Source organism: Streptomyces beigongshangae (assembly GCF_019710745.1).
Classification (GTDB): domain Bacteria; phylum Actinomycetota; class Actinomycetes; order Streptomycetales; family Streptomycetaceae; genus Streptomyces; species Streptomyces beigongshangae.
In genome coordinates this window covers 1-15,894 of record NZ_JAHKJW010000028.1, presented here as the reverse complement: position 1 = coordinate 15,894, position 15,894 = coordinate 1, and the positions used below count along the sequence as shown (strand labels likewise).

Sequence of the window (15,894 nt, the reverse complement as noted above, 5' to 3'; positions counted from 1 at the left end):
ATCCCGCTTCGGCGGACTTTCCGTGCCTCCGCGCTCTCCTGCGGCCCGCGTGGCAGCCTCTTTGCAGTCCGCCGCAGCCCTGGCGGTGCGGCTGCTCGGTGCCGCCGGGGCCGCCTGCCCTGCCGACGGGTATCGGGCTTGGCCTGCCACGCCGGCGGTCCGTCGCGGCGGTGGGGTCCGGCGGATACTGACGGCATGGACACGGGCACTCCGGTCGATCCAGCGGCCGTTGGCGAGATCCTTCGGGCGCGTTACCGCCGCCGCCTGCCCGAGCGGCTCGAGGATCTGGCGGGCCTCATCTGCGGCATTGTGGCACTTCCCCTGCACGTGGCCTGGTCGGGGCGTACGAGCTTCGCCCTGGACGGGCCCAAATCGCGGATGGGCCTGTACCGGACCATGCTCGCCGAGGGCCAGCAGGGTGATCTGATCGCGTTCCTTGATCGTGAACTGCTGGTTGAGCAGTGGCCCGTCCTGCGCTGGCTGATCAGCCGTCACATCCGCGAGGTACGGGAAAGGCCTTTCCCGACTGGCACAGGCTGCCGCGAGGGACGATTGACGGTGCCGGCCCCGTGGGCAGTCCACGCCCCGGACCCTTCGCGGCCCCGCGCCCGCCGGTAAGGCGGCCCCTTCGTCAGCGCCCCGGCGCAAGCGTCCAGTGCACGTCCCCCGAGTCCGGGCAGATCCGCCACCCCTCCAGGACGCCGTTCGCCGTCAGGCGGCTCAGCACACCGTGGAACCCCTGATCGTGCAGGCCGCAGTCACGGATGATCCGGTCGCATTCACGCTGCCCCGCTCCGGAGGACGGATCGCTGTGCGCCGCGAGATAGACGCCCGACAGCCGCAGCCAGGGCTCGGCCTCCCCTATCCGGGCGGGGCACCCGGTGCGCACTGCCCATTCGGCGGCGCGCCGCCGGTCGGGGCGGGCCGGTGACTGGGCGAGCAGTGTGGCATCGCGAAGCTCCGCGGCGACCCCAGCCGCTCCGGGGCCGTTCACCGCTCTCAGCCACCGCGCCCGCTCCAACTCGTGACAGGCCTCCTCCGCGTCGATGCACAGACCGCGCAGCAGGCCCGCGGAAAATTCGACTCGCATGTAGGCGTTCATGCGCAGCGCGCACTGCAGGGCGAGGAGCCGTGCCCCGGCGGATGCGTCTGCGGGCAGGGCCGCGGCCAGGTAGCTGAGGATCTCGCTGACGCGGACGCGTTCTCCTGGCCCCCTGGGCCGCCGGGGGCGGCGCGGTCGCGCAGGGAGCGGGTGGAGCGGTACGGCCAGCACGGTGTCGGGCACGATGGCGGCCTGGGCGGTTGCCGCGGCGCAGGCTCCGCACGCGTCGGCGAGGCGCCAGATGCGGCCACCGCGCTCGCAGGCCAGGAGCAGGCGGATGGGGCCGGTACACCCGCGGTGGCGGCGGTGCCAGCGGCAGCCGCGTTCATGACACTGGCAGATCCGCAGGTGGGGCGCCCGGAGATCGCTGCGGGCGTGCAGGGCGAGGTGGGCGAGGGCCGCCGAGCGCGCGGACTCCGCGGCGACCCGGCGACCGTCCTGGGGGCAGTGCTGGCAGACGAGGACGAGCCCGCCAGTCTGGCATCTCAGTTCCACCGTCCAGGTCCGCGGCGCCTGAGGACGCACGGTGCGCAGCCTCATGGGCGTGTGTCCCTCCCTTCCCGATCCGGCGCCGGCCCTACCGCGCCGTACGGCGGGGCGGCCGACACCGTAGTGCAGACCCCTGCCCTCCTGCCGGGGAGCCATTGGGAGAAATAGGGCAGAGGTCTGCACTGACAGGGCAGGGGTCTGCACCGTCGGATGGTCGAGTGACGATCTTGCCTCCCGATCCCGACCTCGACGCGCTCCGGCTGGAGCTGGGGCGTCTGCGGGCTGAGCGCGGGTGGAGTTACGACGAGCTCGCCGCCCGCAGCGGCCTGGCCAGGCGCACCCTGATCGAGATCGAGCAGGGCCGCACCATCGGCACCCTTAAGACGTGGCACGCCCTCGCACATGCCCTGGACACACCCTTCGACGAGCTCTTTGTCACCCTCTGCCACGAGCACGACCTGCCCGGAGCCGGCTACAGCTCCGGCAGCTGATCCGGGCCGTCCTGCACCCGTGGCGATTCACCCGATCCGGCAACCCTGTTTCGAACCTCTGAGCAGTCGTTCGCACTCTTGCCGCCCCGTTCTGCTCTGCCCGGGGGATCCTCCGGGCCAGGTGCCGCCGGTGCGGCGTGTCGGCTGGCAGGTTCGCCCGCATGTGCTCCTCATCTTCTCCTTCTGCACGGCGCTGGGACGGCAGCCGCGCGAGCGCGCCTCGGCGGCGGTCCCTGCGTATCGCCCCCGACAGCACCAGCCGCCTGCTGCGCTGCGGCCAGACCGCCTCCTGTCGCGAATGCGGCAATCCGGTCGAGTGGTACCTGCGCGCCGACGACCGTCTGGTGCAGTTGCACCCGCACGAACTATCCGCAGCCCGGGTGCCGGAGTCCTGCCGCTGGCACGTCAGCTGCGGCATCGCCCATCCTGTGGGAGACGGGAGCGGCTGGTGCCGGCTCGCGCACGCCCTGCTGTGTCCCGCCCGTCCGACATCGCCGGCCGCGCAGCAGTTGTCCGGGCTGCGCCGTTCTCTCGCCCTGCGCACGCGTCGTCTGCTCGATGCCGGAGTCCTCGCTCCGCATGCCACACCGGCCGGCGGCCCGCCGCCGGGCGAGGCCGTCTGCCGTCCGGCCCGGCCCGTCGTGCAGCTGCTGTTCGTCCGTTACCTTGCCTCCCGTCCCGTCGACGAGATCCAGTGCGTCGCCCAGACCCTGCGTCGTACCCGCTGCACCGCCGAGGTCCTCGGACCCGGCGCTCTACAAGGTGTGTGGACTCTGGTGCCGGTGAGCGCGCACCACGGTCAGCTGGCCCTGCCGTCGGATGTCATGGCCGTCTACAGCCTGTCCGCGCTGCCGTACCAGGAACAGCTGCGCTGGCGCGCCCAGCGGTGCGAACAGCATGCCGCCGCCACCGTGGCCGGCGACCTCGCGGTAGCCGACTGGGAGCCCTTCGACCCGATCCGCCACCACGAACACATCGGCACCCGCCTGCCCTCGCGTGGACGCCGCCCCGGCGGCCACGCCCCACGGCAGGCCCGGCCGTGACGCATCAGTACGCCGTCGAGATCGCCCTGACCCGGCCCGCCTCCGCCCGGGAGCTTCACCGGGCCCGCCACCGCGTGACGTTCGCCGCGAATGCCGACCGCAGCCGCCTGATGACGGTGCAAAGCGCCAAGAGCCCAGGCCGCGCCCTGCACCGACTCCGGCGCCAGCTGGACGCGGTCCTGCCAATCGACGTGCTCACCACGCACTACCCCGACCGCCACGGCCACGTCCGGCTCAACGTCGTCCTCAGCCGCCGCGCCGACGCGCAGATCCGCCAGAAGGCTGCCGCCAGCGGCAGCCTCCCCGGAGAAGTCCTGCGCGAGCTGATCGCCGCCGACCTTGCACGAAAGCAGCGCGAACGGCGTCACTGCCTCGAGTCACAGCTGCGGCGCCTGCTCGCCCATCACACCCCGGAGGAAGTCCTGGCCTGCGCCGCAGGCCGCCTTCTCCAAGCGCGCCCGCACGCCTGAACCCGCCGCCGTTGCCTTGACGGCCGCAGCACCAGCTGCGCCCCGGTCTGACCGTTCCCATCCCAAGGAGCCCTTGTTGCACACTCCCACCCCCGAGCAGGTCCACGCGGCGGACACCTTCCACGCCGGCCGGCACCTTGCGCTGCAGGCCGGCGCCGGAACCGGGAAAACCAGCACGCTGTGCCTGCTCGCCGCCGACACTCAACGCCGCGGCCGCTACCTGGCCTTCAACAAGGACATCGCGCGCGACGCCGCCGCCCGCTTCCCGTCCACGGTGCAGTGCCGCACCGCCCACGCCACCGCCTTCGCCGCACTGGGCCACCGCTACGCCGACCGGCTCAACAGCCCCCGCCAGCCGGCCTGGAAGACCGGCCAGGCCCTCGGCATCCTGCGCCCCGTGCGGATCGCCGACCACGAGATCAGCCAGAGAACCCTGTCCCACAACGTGCTGCACACCGTCACCCGCTTCTGCCACTCCTCCGACGCCACCCTGGTGCGCCACCACGTGCCGCGCCTGCGTGGCCTCGACCGGCCCGCCGACCACCAGCAGTTCGCCGAACTCGTGCTCCCCTTCGCGGCCAAAGCCTGGGCAGACCTGCAACGCCCCGACCACGGCGTCGTCCGCTTCGAGCACGACCACTACCTCAAGATGTGGGCGCTGACCGGCCCGAAGATCGAAGCCGACTTCCTCTTCCTCGATGAGGCCCAGGACACCAACCCGGTGCTGGAGCAGGTGTTCACCGCCCAGCGGGAACACGCCCAGCTCGTCATGGTCGGTGACTCGGCGCAGGCCATCTACGGCTGGCGGGGCGCAACCGACGTAATGACCGGCTTCGACGCTGAACAGCTGACCCTCACCCGCTCGTTCCGCTTTGGGCCGCAGATCGCCGAAGAGGCCAACCGGTGGCTCACGCTCGCCGACGCCCCCATCCGCCTGACGGGAACCACCGGCATTCCCGCGGAAGTCAGCAGCGTCGACCACCCCGACGCCGTTCTGTGCCGGACCAACATCGGTGCAATGACGGAGGTCATGCGCCTGCTCGGTGAGGGACACCGCGTCGCCCTCACCCGGGGAGGACAGCAACTGGCCCAACTCTCCTTCGCTGCCCGTGATCTGAAGGAAGGCCGCCGCACTCACCACCCCGAACTCGTCCTGTTCGCGTCCTGGGGCGACCTGCAGGACTACGCCGCCTACGATCCGGCCGGCCGCGACCTGCAGCCCTTCGTGGACCTCGTCGACACCCACGGCCCCGACTCCATCCTCGCCGCCGTGTCGCAACTCGCCGAGGAGGCCCACGCCGACGTCACCGTCTCCACCGCCCACAAGGCCAAAGGCCGCGAATGGCCGACAGTCAGGATCGGCAACGACTTTCCGCAGCCGAAGGACCCCGATGCTGGCCCGCCTGCGGCCGGCCAGGCCCCTGAGGTGAGCGACGCGGACGCCCGTCTCGCCTACGTCGCCGTCACCCGTGCCCGCCACCGACTCGACCTCGGCGGCCTGGCGTGGACCGCCCCCGCCCAGCAGGCAGAAAGCGGATGATCCGCGCAAGGCGGCGGCCAGCAGCCCGGTGCCGCAGGCCGCCCGCCGATGTCAGCCGGCCCAGCCGACATCGATCACCTCGATGCCGCCGAGGAAGGCGGTGAACGACACCCACGAGCGAGGCCCGAAGACCAGCGCAGCGTGCCAGCCGCCGGGCTGCGGCCACTCGCGAGGCCGCACCAGCGCCGCGGCAACCGTCTCCATGACTTCCTGCCGTCCCTCCGGCGGCAGTTCATCCAGCGCATCCTCCACCCGCACCGCCAAATCGACCTCGTACGGCACAACGCACCCCCGTGCTCGTGATCAGCGAAACCCATACCGTACGGGCCTGCGGCCGGCCTCCCGCCGGCCTGTGGATAACGCCCCGGCGCCGGGCACCCGCACGGCAGCCGGTCTGCAGTCCTGGGCTCCAGCCCCACAACGGATCAATTGCTTCTGCGTCGTGGCGGTGCGGGCGGTCAACCGGCTCGGGCGCTATGGCGCGGGTTCGTCGCGCGGTTGCCGTTGGCCGAACCAGAGGCACCAGGCGAAGGTGAGGGTGCACAGGCCGGCGGAGAACACGGTGATCCACAGCGCCCAGGGCGGCCTGGGAGGGGCAGCGGGAGGTCGGCCATGAGCGCGGTGAGGGTGGTCAAGCCGATAGCGAAGAGCGACGCGACCCAGGTCAGCGGCACCCGGCCGAGTTACCGGCCGCCGAAGACACTGGCGACGGCCAGGTGCATGAACACGTTGAGTGGCACGAAGAACGACAGCACCCAGCCGTCGTCCTTGAGGTCGGTGGTCAGCGGCACGTAGGACGTGACGCCGGTGACCAGGACCAGATGGCACAGGGCGAGTGCGGTCACAACGGTCCTGATGGACCAGCGTGCTTGCGGCTTGACCAGGACGAAGCGGTCATCGGGGGTGAGCAGCGTGCCTGGGCCATCTCGTGGTCGGCCTCCGGGCCGACTTCGTCGTCGGGTGCAGCAGCGACTTGCAGAAGGGGTGCTACGAGGTCTTCCAGAGCGTCGTCTTCTTCGACTCGGTGCTGGACTTCGGTGATGAGGTCGGCGGCCTATCGGTAGATGTCCGGGTCGGCGCCGGGCTGAGCTGCGCGGTGGACGACTGCCTGCTTAATGCCGGCAAGCCACTGGCGGGCACGGTCGGTGCTCAGTTCGGCGGTGACCCTCTGGGTGGCCAGGGGCAGCAGCCGTCGCGGGTCGGCGCCGACGGCACGCTGGGCGCTTTCGGCGAGGCCCGGCTGTTTTGCGGCGTGGCGCGTTCGAGGAGGAGTGGGATGAGTGCGACGACGACGGCCCCACGCGGACGGCCGTCGGCGACGCCCAAGGAGGCTGCGGCGGCGGGCAGTTGTCAAAAGCGGTAGTGGATGAGGCGGGCGGTTGCCATCCTGACGGGATGGAGGAAGCAGAAGACCGGTTGAGCCTGCCCCGGCCCCGCTGGGCGAATGCCGAGATTGCCGTCTGGGGAGGTGCTAGCGAGGACGATCTCGCCCTCGCGGACGGCTATCTGCGAGTGGCCGAAACCGCCGCCCGACACTGGATCGCCCACGGCCCGGACGACCTGCTGCCCCTCCCCATCCTCTACAACTACCGGCACAGCATCGAGCTGTCGCTGAAGTGGCTGATCCGCAAGGCCGCCCAGTGCGCGCTGAGCGAGGGCTACAGAGGAGAAGAAGACCTCAGCCCCGACCAGTTGGACAAGCGTCTACGCACGCACAACATCAGGAGACTGGCGGACTGCCTCAACCGGTACCTGGCCCTGCTTGACCTGCCCAAGGTGGAACAGCGCATCGATCCAGAATCCTGGAGTCAGCTGAACTGGCTGGACAGCGAGGATGCGACAGGGGAGACCTACCGGTATGCCGTGGTCGGCCACGGCCCTGGCCGGGCTCCCGCCCGGCCCGTGCAGCAGAACGTCAACTTCTACGAGCAGGTGAACGAGCTGCACAAGCTGGCCCACCTGCTGTCGGGTGGCTACTCGGCTCATCTCGGTGAGTATGAGAACTGGCAAATCGAGTACATGGAGGCCATGGACACGGCCGGCTACTGAAGCGCTGTGCCATCGCTACGGTGTCGGCTCCTTGCAGCACGCTCGTGGGCGAGATACCCACCCTCTTGGCCAGCTCCCGCTTCGACCAGCGGTCGCACCCGCGGGCACCTCTTCGAGAGTGCGCACTACCACCTCCTTCACCTGGGCATCGGTGAGGGTGCGGGGCACTCCCGGGCGGGGCTCGTCGGACAGTCCGTCGAGCCGGTCCCGCAGGAATCTGGTCCGCCACCGGCGCACGGTCCCGCGATCGGTGTCCAGCCGCGCGGCCACCGCGGTGTTGCTGAGCACGTCCGCACAGGCCAGCACGATGCGTGCTCGCTTGGCGAGGCCCTGCGCGACAGTCCGACGTTTCGCCCACCCCTGCAAAATCAGCCGCTCGTCCTCAAATAACTCCAGGGCTGCAGCCTGCTGTCGCCCACTCCTCCAACAGACCGCAGCCGTCAACCGCCGTCACGGCCCAAACCGCAATCTGAAACGAACGACGACTCACGTGGCGAAACGTGAACTCAAGACCAACTCAATAGCCGTCCAGCCGCAGGCGGCGGTCCTCGGGGCCGCGGGACGAAGGATGGGCTTCCTCGTCAACTTGCGTGTCCGGGATGGGGGCGAGGTTGCATTTCCCGCGCCGGTGCAGAGCAGTGCGCAGGTTCGACTTGCGTGGCCGATCCCGGGTTGGTCAACGTGGATCACGCAATTCGTCGGTCCGAGGGCAGTGCTGCCTCGCGCTGGCGGGGTTCAGGACAGTCTCTGCGATCGCCAACGGACGAGTTCCAAACCCACAAGGGCGGCATCCGTCATCGGTAGAGCGGGATGTTGTGAGGGGCCTCGCGTTTTCCGGACAAGAGTCTGACCGTCTATTTCACGCAGAGATTCGCAACTTTTCGCACTTGGCATGGATTTCGCGCGGAGAGCGGTAACCCACCGCCGAGTGGAGGCGTTTGCGATTGTACCAGAATTCGATGTACCGAGTGATGTCCTGCCGGGCAGCTTCGCGAGTCAGGTAAGTCACCCTTGCTACGCGCTCGTTCTTCAGGGCACCGAAGAACGATTCGGCCATGGCGTTGTCGAAACAGATCCCGGTACGGCCGGAAGATCTGCGGAGTCCAAACCGGTCGAGCGTCTTCCCGAACTCAGTCGACATGTAGTTGCTTCCGCGGTCCGAGTGAAATATCGCGCCAGCCGAGAGGCTCCTGTTCCGTGCCGCATTGCGGATCGCCCTGGATATCAGTGGGGTTTGGTAGTGGTCGTCCATCGCATAACCGATGACTTCCTTCGTGCAGCAGTCGATGACTGTTGCGAGGTACAGCCAGCCTTCCCCGGTCGCGATATAAGTAATGTCGCCGACGAGCTTTTAGCCGGGGGCGTCCGCGGTGAAGTCACGGCCGACGAGGTCCGGCACCTGGCCGGCCGCGGCCTTGGTGAGGTTGAACCTCTTCGGCCGCGGCTGGCAGGGCACCAGGCCCAGCTCGCGCATCAGACGGCGGACCAACTTCACGCCCACGGCGACGCCCCAGCGGTGCAGCTGGGCCTGGATGCGACGGTCGCTGTAGGTGCTGTCGGACATGTCGAAGGCTTTCTTGATGAGCAGTTTCAGTTCCTCGCGCCGCTGGGCCGTCGCGGATTCCGGGCGGGATCGCCAGTCGTAGTAGCCGGATCTGGACACGCCGAGTCGGCCGCACATGAACTCGACGCTGTATGCGCACTCCGCAGTGTCGAGCCACATCTCGTCGATGAACTCGTACTTGCTTTCTACCGGGGATCCTTCGCGAAGTACGCCGCGCATTTTTTCAGGAAGGAGTTTTCCATCTCCAGCTCGCGGTTGCGTCGTTCGAGTTCCTTCAGGCGCGCCCGCTCGTTCACCGTCAGTTCCGCATCGGGTGCCGGTTCCTGCTGTTTCTGATGCTTCTTCACCCAGCCGCATAGCGTCTCCGAGTTCAGCTCAAGTTCCCGGGCGACTTCGGAGATCGTCTTGCTTGACCTCAACGCGATCTGGACGGCTTCCTCGCGGAACTCCGGCGAGTACTTACTGGGTGGCACCACTTCTTCCTCGTTTCCTTGTCCAGGACAACCCTATTGGGTCCCTGTCCGGAAACTTCGGGGCCCCTCACCCCTTACCTCAATCAACAGACCTGCTTGTAGGGCCCGTACCCGCGCCCTACGCATTACGAGTTGCCTTGGCTCACAGCTTGATCGAAATCGCACCCGCGCCCGCCGGTCCGCCGAAGGCGAGCAGTGGATCCGAGAGCTGCGGATCGCCCCCGATGGGCAGGGCGCAGAGCGACGTCAGAGCAGCGCCAGTGACGACACGCGCCAGCTCATCGCCCGTGCGGGGGTCCCACACGCGCACGGTGGTGTCCTGTTGACCCGCCGTGGCAAGGAGGCATGGTGCGGTGGGTGAAGCTTGGAAGCTAGTAATGGCGGTGACCGGGCCCTGATGGCCGTGCAGCACGGGATACGCCTCCCGCCTCGGTGCCTCCGGGGACCAGGAGCGGACGGTGCCGTCGGAGCCTCCGGTGGCGAGGAGGACAGACCCGTCCTCCGCCGCCCATGTGGTCAGGCAGCCGACGACGCCGATACGCCGGGGGAGGAGTGGTGCGGATGGCTGCTCGGGACGGCAGAACCGTACGGCGGCAGCGGCCGAGAAGGCCACCATCATGCCTTCTGGGTGTGGTAGGGCTGCCAGGGCGCGGACGGCTCCTCTTTCATGGATGACAGACCACGGCTCGCGGGTGTCCAAGTCGTGGAAGGTCACGGTGCCTGAACTGGTACCGCTGGCCAGGAACACCTGGTCCGGGTCATCTGCCTGGAACGTGGTCAGGGCACGTGTCCGGGTCAGCCTATGTACCGGCATGATCCGGTCTGTGGCTTGGATCGGATCATGCATGCGAAACCAGCCGTATTCTTGGTCCCACCGGAAGATGTCGCCGCGGGACGTGCCCGCGATCACTGATACCGATCCATTGGGCCACAGGTGGCTGGTGATAGCGGTCAGTCCCTCGGGGGCCGCTTCTTCGGGCAGACTGAACTGCTGTAGTACTTCTCCGGTGGCGGCTGCGGTGATGTTGAGGAAGCGTGTGGAGATCGGTCTCAGGAGGCGGGTCGCTCCTCCCGGCACGGGCAGCGCGGCGAGGAGTGAGCCGTCATTCGGCTCTTCCCAGCGTGTGTCTCGGTGTGACGCGGGGGCGGAAGGGTCCCAGATCCGCACGGTGTGATCGTCGGATCCGGACACCAGCAGCGGTGCGCTCCCACCTGTGTCGAGGATGGCCAGGCCCTTGACCCTCTTGTCGTGGTCGGCTGCGAACTCGCTCACTGCCGCCCCGGTTTCTGGATCCCAGAGGCGTACAGTCCCTCCTCGGCTGGGGCCTAGAGCAAGCAGCGTTCCTCTGCGGTGATCGGGGCCGACGGGGTACAAGCAGATGGCCACAGCAGACTCGCGGATGACAGGTGCCGTCTGCTCGCCTGTCCACGCGTTGTAGTTGCGCACGGACCCCGTGGACCGTGAGGCCGCGGCCATCCGCGGCCTGCCATGAGGGTCGAGGTGCAGGGCGAGCGCCGAGACACCTCGCCCTTGGCCCGCGACCTCAACGACCGGCCGGAGCGAATCGGCATCGAGAATCTCGACCGTGCTGCCTTCTCCGCCGACCGCGAGCAGGTGCTGGCCGGTGGGCAGCCGTAGCGCCGCAAGGGCCTTGACTGAATTGCCCCACATGGTTGCCCGGGGTGTTCTGGACAGCACCTGCCGGGCGAGAGGATCGCAGATCACTAGGCCCTCGGTGGTGCCCAGCGCTAGCCGGGCACTGCCGCGCGCTGTGGCGAAGACGGCCAAGGCGTGCACAGGGACTGAAACGGGGAGGTGGTCGATCCGGCCGCTCTGCGGATCGTAGAGCCACGCGCCGTTGTTGCAGCCGACCGCAAGGAGGGGTTCTCCCAGGGGGCCAGCTAGCACAGCCAGGGCACGTGCGTATGGAGCGCGGCGTACGGGCAGCCCGAAGTCGGTGCCGGAGAGCGGGTCCCACAGGCGGACCTCACCACTGGTGTCTCCTGCCGCCACGAGGAGGGTGCCGTCGGGCAGATTGAAGGACACGAGGGAGGAGACTGGCGCGTAGGAGCGACCCAGCAGGTTTCCGGCCAGCCGCAATTCGTTCCACTGCGGGGCGAGACGGGGCTGCGCAGGTGCCTCATCGTGCTCTCTGCGAGTGGTCGGCCCCGCTTCGTCCACCGTCAGGTCCTGCGCGCTGAATGCGATGCCGTCGTACTCGCTGGCCATTCCGAGGGCGGCCAGGGCCAGGCTGTCGGCGCGTGCCGAGTGCGGGGCATCGGCGAGGAAAGGCTCGACACGCGCCCAGGAGGCCAGGTGCAGCGTCCGGGACGTTGGGTTCGCAGGGAGCCCGAGAGCGCCCCGTACGGTGCCGCTGGTCTCCCAGGGGAGGAAGTGCGTCGGAACGTGACTGCCGTCGAGGGCCTTCGCAGCTGCGCAGTGGGCCACCAGGTGACGCCGCAGATAGGGGTGCGGTGCCTGATGCTGGCCCGCGCGGGGAATCAGCCGCTCGAATGCCTCGACCAGCGACCGGTGAGTGCCCGAGATCTCCTCGTCCGAGAGTCTCTCCCGCCCGCCTGTTTCCGGGGCGCCGACGAGTCTATGCGGGGTGTACCGGAGTGTTTCGCTGATCCGCTCGTGCACTGGCCGGTATACAGTCCGGCCGTCCTCGACAGCGGTGATGAGGTAGCCGGAAAGGCGGCTGTCCCAAACCTTCCGGATGACGTCGTCTGGGTCGGTGACGGAGGACGGTGACAGGCACTGTACGGCGGCTGGCCAGATGTCGGCCCATGGCAGGCCGGCTCCGTGCGCGAATGCGGTGGCGCGCAGTACGGACATGAGTTGCTTAGCGGCCGTGGAGTGCGTGTCGGCGACCTCGATGAGGTCTTCCCGCAGGAGGGCTTCGGTGCCCTGACGCAGGGTCTGGAGCCATCCAGGGTCCTCCGGATCGGGCAGGGTGCACCGTGCCCGGAGCCGCTGGGCGGCGATGCGTGCGTCCAGGAAGGAAGGGGCCACCTCCCGGGCCACTGCCTCGGCCAGTTCTCCGTAACGGTCCAGCAGCGACGCCGACGGAACCTCTCCGCCTTCCTGGTCCCCGAGCGGCGCCTCCAGCAACGCGAAGGCGTACGCGGCAATGTCCGGCGCGGCGTCGGGACCGTCCGTACGGAGTGGGGTACCGGCGGCAGTGGCCCGTACCAGCAGGTCGAGGAGATCCAAGGTCTGGGCGCGGGCGGTCGGAGCGTCGGCCTCGGCCGAAGTACCGAGCCGACTGCTGCGGATGCCGAGCAGCAGCCGGACGGCGGGCCGTTCGTCCGGCATCCGCAGATCCGCCAGCGGCCGCAAAAGGTCGGTGATGGTGCGCGTCGGATTCCTGGCTTCATCAATGCCGTCCACTACGAGGGTGAGCGGCTCGCCCCGCTGCCGAGCCGTGCTCTGCACCAGGCTCCGCAGCCGAGCGAGATGTCCGCTCTCGTCGCCGCCAGTCCGAGATGGGGTTGCCAGGCCCGGGGAGTCGCCGAGCGCCTCGCAGAGCACCCGGGCGAGATCGTCCGGGTCGGTGTTGCGGGCAAGAACGGCAGCATCCACCGAGCCTTCCGGAACCTGGAGTTCCTCCGGTATCCCGGCGACCAGCGCGCGGTACGTCTCGTCAGCCCGGAAGCGGGTGTCGCTGAGGGTCACAGTACGGGCGAGGAGGGCGGATTTCCCGGAGCCGGCCACGCCGGTGACGATCAGTACGCCTTCGGTTCCGGTCATGAAGGCGAGGATGCGCTTGACCAGCTCGGTGCGACCGGTGAAGTACCAGCCCGGACTGTCCGGTTCGGAGGTGCCGGTCGCACGTGAGATCCAGAACACGTCGAGCTGGGCCCGTGTCCACCCGACCTGGCGGGAGGAAGCCATCAGCACCGGTTCGCTCCCCGTGTAGCCGGGGTTGGGCAGGCAGGGACTCAACTGTTCCTGCGCCCTCTCCGTGCTGGCCGAGAGCGTGGGCCAGACGTACGTTGGGTCGGCCATGGTGCTCTGGTCGAACACCTCACGAACGATGCTCTTCCATTCCTGCCAGCTGAGGTGCGGCTCGGCGAAGCCGTTCGTCTCGTCCTCACAGTGTGCGCGCACGGCCCGCAGGACGTTGACGAAGGCGTTCGTGCGGGGCGTGCTCTGATCGTTCCCGGCAACAAGGACGACCAGCGAGGCAAGGTCGCGGCGCTCCTGCCGCAGGCCTTTCAGCATGCTCTTGAGCTCGGACTCGAGCTGACCCGAGAAGCATGAGTCCACCATCACCAGGACGTGCGAGGCGTGAGAGTCCAGCACGGTGGTGATGATCTCGGCGGTCGGGAACGCAGTGGCGTACGGCCTCTCCACGTACGTGTCCCGCAACTGAAGGAAATGCTGAGGGGAGTTCGTCGGGGCCAAACCGTGCCCGGTGATGTAGACAACGAGGGCTTCGTCGTCGTCCGCGTTCCCGAGGTCTTCTTCTATGAGGAAGGTGCGCAGATCGCGCAGGTCGTGCAACTGCTTCGCTTCGGAAGGCTCGAAACGGCGCGCGCCGTCGAGAGAGGGGTGTGCCCACCAATCCTTCACGGTCGTCACCTGCGCGGTGATTTCCTTGCGGAACGCCTCCCGCTCGGCGGCAGATCCGTCGTCGTACTCCGAGACCGCGATGACGACGAGGCGGCGGGCGAAGGTATCCGGGGCTGGCGCGCGTGTCACGGTCGGCCGCCCGCCACGGCGCGGGCCACCGGCACACTGCGGAGATACCGCAAGGCGCTGTGTGGGTCGCCGATGCCGTTGTCCACCTGGACTTCAGTGAGCTCCCGCGCGATGGCGGACAGGCATGCGCCCCCGGTGATGAAGTCGTCGGGGTCGAAGACGTTGACCCACCTGATGTGCGAGTCGAGCTGGAGGGGCGTGCCATCGGTGATGCCCATGAGCCGTCGCACGGCGGGGATGCCCAGTGGCGAGCCGCAGGTCACCAGTGTGTGGAGGGCAGAGCCGGTGCCCGCAGCACCGACCTCCTTGTGGCGAAGCAGATCGTAGGCGATGACGCTGCCGAGCGAATGGCCGATGACCACGGCGTCATCCGGCGTGAACCCGTCTCGGATGAACGCCCGGACCTCGGCGGCCAGGGCCGGCTTGGTGAGGTAATAGCGCACCTCACGCATGCGCCGGACGATGAACTGCACGCCACCGCTCGGTCGACGGCGGTCATAGGCCATCGCCAGCCGGGTCAGGCGCGGTGACCACAGCTTGGGCGGCCCCAGAGTGGCCAGGGGCTGGGTTTCGGCGAAGACTACGTCCTCGGGCCGTACAAGGTCGGCAAAGACCTCGGCGACGAACTCCTCTTCCGCTGGATCCATCGGCACGGACTCGCCGAAGATGTCGTCCTCGGGGCCAAGACGGTCTGTTCCCCTCGCCAGGAGTGCCGTCCAATGCGGTACTTCGAGGGACGCCACACAGGCTGTTACGTCGGGCAACGAGTCGATGCCGCGCTTAAGCGCACGGCCCCAGTCGGCGGTCAACTGATGCTGGGAAGTCTTCGACTGCCCGATGCCGTGCACGCCGACGACCCGTACTGTCTGCACGCCTTACCCCGCCTCGCTCACCGTGTGCCTGCAAGCCCCGGATCTGCTTTAGCCCGCTCCGGGCTGAGGACCATTGTGCTGCATGTGGTGTGGGCACAGGGGCGTTTCAACGCCGGAGGCCAACGTGGACAGTACTCACGTATCTGCTGGCCTATGACTCCGAGCGGCACGCGCCACGGCTGTGGCCTATTGACCGAGGGCAATCACTTGTGCCCCGCCGCGCCCGGCTGGCGCTGCCGGAGCCGGTCCGGTAGGGACCGTACGAAGAACTCGCACTGACCTTGCGAGTGACTCGGACACCGTCACCGTCGCCAGCGCGACAAGCAAGGGAAGCTCACACCCGATCTTCCTCACGGCTCTAGCATTCGGCGGTCAAGTCAGTCGCCCTTCCTTCCGATAGCCGAAAAAATACCCATCGCACTGCTCGACGGCCCCGCCGCCGCAGGCCGGCTGCCGCGCGCGCCGGGGTGGCGTGGCACGCTCGACCCAGGGGTGCGCGCGGCACGAGAAGTTGCCATGGACCGTGATGAGTCCCCCTTGACTCGGAGATTCTTCGGCGAGCGAGAAATAAACGACAAGGTCGGAATTGATTCGAAAGAAGCCCTTTGGCAGTGGATAGAAGCGGATACTCCCGCGCCACGCCCGAAGGGAGTTATGCAACCTCCCTCCGATTCCGACCGAATCTACTACCGCAGGCAGTCGAACGCGGACAACAACCTCTCGTCCAGCCTCTTCAGAACTCTTATGAATTTCAAGGAGACGGCCACCGAGGAGGACATGAACCATGCCGAGCAGACCCTAATTCGCCACATGAGGGCCGAGGAAGGAATCGGTCGGCGGATGACTGACGGCGAACTGCTCGCTGTCCTCCAGCACTGGGGCATCCCCACCCGTCTCATCGACGTGTCCGACCTGCCACTCGAAGCTCTGTTCTTCGCCGTCGACCACGACTTGGGCCTAGACGGCCGCCTCTTCGTAATCGAGCTTCCGGCTAGGCTGAACGGCCATCCGGACACCATCTCCCTCGCGCCTCCCCGGCAACGGCTGGAGTGGAGGAACTGCGCCCGCGAGGAGTAGACGGGGCGGGTCGCCA

At 68.3% G+C, this 15,894-nt stretch carries 14 protein-coding genes and 1 pseudogene; 8 read left to right on the top strand and 7 right to left on the bottom strand.

Features of this window, described 5'->3' with window-relative positions:
- Positions 1-195 precede the first annotated feature (195 nt).
- Entirely contained in the window at positions 196-618 is a 423-nt protein-coding gene (locus tag KM933_RS22090) for a hypothetical protein (protein ID WP_260333972.1), read from the top strand.
- Positions 619-631: 13 nt separating this feature from the next.
- On the opposite strand, the gene KM933_RS22085 is transcribed toward KM933_RS22090, so the two are convergent.
- Positions 632-1,642, bottom strand: coding sequence for a hypothetical protein (locus tag KM933_RS22085; RefSeq protein WP_221354825.1), 1,011 nt, complete (start codon positions 1,640-1,642; stop codon positions 632-634).
- Positions 1,643-1,809: 167 nt separating this feature from the next.
- On the opposite strand from KM933_RS22085, the gene KM933_RS22080 reads away from it, so the two are divergent.
- The 4 genes from KM933_RS22080 to KM933_RS22065 all read left to right on the top strand — a co-directional run bounded on the left by KM933_RS22080 (position 1,810) and on the right by KM933_RS22065 (position 5,135).
- Positions 1,810-2,082: a helix-turn-helix transcriptional regulator gene (locus KM933_RS22080; protein WP_221354823.1), complete on the top strand. Its 273-nt coding sequence runs from the start codon at positions 1,810-1,812 to the stop codon at positions 2,080-2,082.
- Positions 2,083-2,243: 161 nt separating this feature from the next.
- Positions 2,244-3,125, top strand: a complete 882-nt coding sequence (locus tag KM933_RS22075) for a DUF6083 domain-containing protein (RefSeq protein ID WP_221354821.1) — start codon at positions 2,244-2,246, stop codon at positions 3,123-3,125.
- Positions 3,122-3,595, top strand: coding sequence for a hypothetical protein (locus tag KM933_RS22070; RefSeq protein ID WP_221354819.1), 474 nt, complete (start codon positions 3,122-3,124; stop codon positions 3,593-3,595). The genes KM933_RS22075 and KM933_RS22070 overlap by 4 nt, the downstream gene beginning before the upstream one ends.
- A 76-nt stretch (positions 3,596-3,671) precedes the next feature.
- A complete protein-coding gene (locus tag KM933_RS22065) occupies positions 3,672-5,135 on the top strand; it encodes a UvrD-helicase domain-containing protein (protein WP_221354817.1) in 1,464 nt (487 codons plus the stop codon).
- 51 nt (positions 5,136-5,186) lie between these two features.
- Here KM933_RS22065 and KM933_RS22060 read toward each other — a convergent pair whose 3' ends face one another.
- Together KM933_RS22060 and KM933_RS22055 are read right to left on the bottom strand one after the other, a co-directional pair.
- Complete coding sequence (locus KM933_RS22060; RefSeq protein WP_221354815.1) at positions 5,187-5,417, bottom strand: hypothetical protein; 231 nt, start codon at positions 5,415-5,417, stop codon at positions 5,187-5,189.
- Positions 5,418-5,818: 401 nt separating this feature from the next.
- Entirely contained in the window at positions 5,819-5,980 is a 162-nt protein-coding gene (locus KM933_RS22055) for a hypothetical protein (RefSeq protein WP_221354813.1), read from the bottom strand.
- Positions 5,981-6,063: 83 nt separating this feature from the next.
- Here KM933_RS22055 and KM933_RS22050 point away from each other — a divergent pair, with 83 nt between their 5' ends.
- Entirely contained in the window at positions 6,064-6,498 is a 435-nt protein-coding gene (locus KM933_RS22050) for a hypothetical protein (protein WP_221354811.1), read from the top strand.
- Between the two features lie 32 nt (positions 6,499-6,530).
- Entirely contained in the window at positions 6,531-7,184 is a 654-nt protein-coding gene (locus KM933_RS22045; protein WP_221354809.1) for a hypothetical protein, read from the top strand.
- Positions 7,185-7,199: 15 nt separating this feature from the next.
- Here KM933_RS22045 and KM933_RS22040 read toward each other — a convergent pair whose 3' ends face one another.
- From KM933_RS22040 to KM933_RS22025, 4 genes and pseudogenes are all read right to left on the bottom strand, one after another.
- Entirely contained in the window at positions 7,200-7,454 is a 255-nt protein-coding gene (locus tag KM933_RS22040; RefSeq protein WP_308013507.1) for a helix-turn-helix domain-containing protein, read from the bottom strand.
- Between the two features lie 589 nt (positions 7,455-8,043).
- Positions 8,044-9,224 (bottom strand): annotated as a pseudogene (locus tag KM933_RS22035) (IS3 family transposase).
- 139 nt (positions 9,225-9,363) lie between these two features.
- A complete protein-coding gene (locus KM933_RS22030) occupies positions 9,364-13,929 on the bottom strand; it encodes an NACHT and WD repeat domain-containing protein (RefSeq protein ID WP_221354806.1) in 4,566 nt (1,521 codons plus the stop codon).
- Positions 13,926-14,801, bottom strand: a complete 876-nt coding sequence (locus KM933_RS22025) for a hypothetical protein (protein WP_308013504.1) — start codon at positions 14,799-14,801, stop codon at positions 13,926-13,928. The genes KM933_RS22030 and KM933_RS22025 overlap by 4 nt, the downstream gene beginning before the upstream one ends.
- A 516-nt stretch (positions 14,802-15,317) precedes the next feature.
- Here KM933_RS22025 and KM933_RS22020 point away from each other — a divergent pair.
- Positions 15,318-15,878, top strand: coding sequence for an FRG domain-containing protein (locus tag KM933_RS22020; protein WP_221354805.1), 561 nt, complete (start codon positions 15,318-15,320; stop codon positions 15,876-15,878).
- The last annotated feature ends 16 nt before the right edge of the window (positions 15,879-15,894 follow it).